This window comes from Candidatus Schekmanbacteria bacterium, assembly GCA_003695725.1.
Classification (GTDB): domain Bacteria; phylum Schekmanbacteria; class GWA2-38-11; order GWA2-38-11; family J061; genus J061.
Map to the genome: position 1 here is coordinate 1 of RFHX01000031.1, position 2,826 is coordinate 2,826.

Below are 2,826 nucleotides of genomic sequence, written 5' to 3' on the forward strand. Positions count from 1 at the left end.
TAAGAACTTCAATAAGAAAAAAAGCTCCAAAATTTTGTCTGTTGATTTTTATTACCTATTTTTTTCTTATTGCCTACCTATTCTTTGGAACAGACAATGGATATTTTAAAATTAAAAAACTCGAGCAAAGAGAGAAGTATCTCGAGAATAAAATCAGCTATTTAAAGAGGGAAAATCAAGAACTTAGAGAGAAGATAAGGATGGCTCAAACTGACCCTTTCTGGATTGAAAAATTGGGCCGAGAAGAGCTGGACCTCGTCCGTGACGGCGAAATAGTTTTCAAAATTATGAAGCAGAAGAGATGAAACCTACAAAAATTTTCCTTATTTTTATCCTAGCTTTTTTTATTATTCTTCCTTCCTGCGGCAAAAGGCAGGAGAAGAGTGAAAAGCAGCCTATCAAAGAAGAAATCAATTATGAACCTGCATATGGAGATACAATAGTCGAGGGGTCGATTGGCCAAGTTTCAACGCTTATTCCTCAGCTTGCATCAGATTCAGCTTCACATGAAGTAGCAGACCTTATTTACAACGGCCTTGTCCGTTACAACAAAGACCTCATTATTGAAGGTGTTTTGGCAGATTCTTGGAAGGTTTCTGAAGATGGGCTTAGGATTACTTTTCATCTCAAGAAGCAGGTAAAATGGCATGATGGTGCGCCATTTACAGCAAAGGATGTTTTATTTACTTATAATTTGATGATTGACCCTAAAACTCCTACTGCCTATAAAGAGGATTTTCTTCGCGTCAAAAAAGTTGAAGTGCCCGATGATTATACATTTGTAGTAATCTATGATAAACCCTTTGCCCCTGCACTGATAAGTTGGTCTATTTCAATTCTGCCTTCCCATATTTTAGAAGGACAGGATATAACAAAAACTGATTTTGGAAGAAATCCAATTGGGACAGGTCCTTACAAATTTGAAAAATGGGAGAGTGATAGAATAATTCTTAAGGCAAATGATGACTACTTTGAAGGACGTCCTTATATTGACCGAGTTATATATAGGGTAATCCCTGACAATCAGACGATGTTTCTTGAATTGAAAGGTGGGGGTATTGATTGGATGGGGTTGACACCAATTCAATATAAAAGGCAGACAGAAACAGATTTTTTTAGAAAGAATTTTCAGAAGTTTCGTTATCCCTCCTTTAGCTATACATATCTTGGCTATAATCTAAAAGATGAAAAGTTTAAGGATAAGAGAGTCAGACAGGCATTGAGTTATGCAATTAATAGGCAAGAAATAATCGATGGTGTCCTTTTAGGGCTTGGCAGAGAAGCTACAGGTCCCTATTTGCCTGATATGTGGGTCTATAACCCTAATGTAAAGAGATATCCTTATGATAAGAAAAAAGCGCTTGAATTGCTGACAGAGGCAGGATGGAAAGATACAGATAACGACGGATTTCTTGATAAAAATGGTAAAAAATTTCAATTTACGATAATTACGAATCAGGGAAATTCAATGAGAGCAAGAACAGGGGAGATAATTCAAAAGAATCTACATGATATCGGCATCGATGTAAAATTGAGAATAATCGAATGGGCTGCGTTCTTAAAAGATTTTATAAACAAGAGAAAATTTGAAGCGGTAATACTCGGCTGGAGCGTACCTCGTGATCCTGACCTTTATGATGTATGGCATTCAAGCAAAACAGGACCTGAAGAGCTGAATTTTGTTTCTTATTCCAATCCGGAAGTAGATGAACTATTGGAAAAAGGGAGATCTGTTTTTGATCAGGAGGAGAGAAAAAAATATTACTACAGAATTCAGGAGATATTGGCAGAAGATCAACCATATACGTTTTTGTATGTGCCTGATGCTCTTCCGGCAATCCATAAGAGGTTTAAAAATATAAAGCCTGCACCTGCAGGGATTACATACAATTTTATAAGATGGTATGTTCCCAAAGAGCTTCAGAAATATTCAATTACACCTTGATGTCGAATTTTTCTTTCGTCTTGACAAGGTATAGAAAAAAGTAGAGAAATTTTATTATGTTTTCAAACTTCAAAGGTCTGCAAGGTGATAGCTTTTACAGGTGTATCAAATGTTCAGAAGCCGTTAAGTTTTTGAATGGACGATTTTTTTGTCCAAGCTGTCAAAAGGATTGGGGTAGTAATGGACGATATCCAGATTTTATAGATGATGATTTTTATTGGGGAGAGATTCCACGCGATTATATGAAAGAAGTTTGTGAATATGCAAAAAAGAATGGATGGATAGAGGCATTAGAAAAGAAGATAAGGAAAGTTAATCCTAACATTTATAGGTATGTAATGAGCTGCAATAGGGCAGACTGGAGAGTGCTTCTCAATCTGGATGAAAACTCAGTTGTTCTTGATTTGGGGGCAGGATGGGGAACTATAAGTTCTATTCTTTCGGATTTCGTAGGAAAGGTTTATGCTTTGGAAAGTATTAAAGAACGCGTTGATTTTATTGATATACGAAAGGAGCAGGACAATAAAAATATTTATCCTGTGAGAGCAGATTTCAATGATCCTCCTTTTTTCAATGAATCTTTTGACCTTATAGTATGCAATGGTGTACTTGAATGGGTTGCGCTTAATAAGTTTGATGGAAGTCCACGAAAGGTCCAAATTGATTTTTTAAAAAGACTCTATAAACTTCTCAAACCAAAAGGGACTTTATACATTGGGATTGAAAATAGATTTTCATATGAATCATTTAATGGTGCAATAGACCATAGTGGATTACCTTACACAAACCTCTTACCACGGTTTTTGGCAGATATTGTGGTCAGGTTGAATGCTTTGGTAAAATTGAAAACAAAGAATTTTTTTCTCAGTAAAAGATTGGGA

At 35.8% G+C, this 2,826-nt stretch carries 3 protein-coding genes; all 3 read left to right on the forward strand.

All coding sequences use genetic code 11. The features are described 5' to 3' along the window. Window positions 1-305: septum formation initiator family protein (locus tag D6734_01225; protein ID RMF97825.1), on the forward strand; the 305-nt coding region annotated here is incomplete at its 5' end. Beyond that, window positions 302-1,945, forward strand: a complete 1,644-nt coding sequence (locus tag D6734_01230; protein RMF97826.1) for a peptide-binding protein — start codon at window positions 302-304, stop codon at window positions 1,943-1,945. The genes D6734_01225 and D6734_01230, both read left to right, overlap by 4 nt. Window positions 1,946-2,001: 56 nt before the next feature. After that, on the forward strand, window positions 2,002-2,826 hold an 825-nt coding region (locus D6734_01235; protein RMF97827.1), incomplete at its 3' end, for a class I SAM-dependent methyltransferase.

Coding starts and splice junctions, on each gene's coding strand:
- D6734_01230 (RMF97826.1), top strand. CDS start 302: ATGAAACCTACAAAAATTTTCCTTATTTTTATCCTAGCTTTTTTTATT.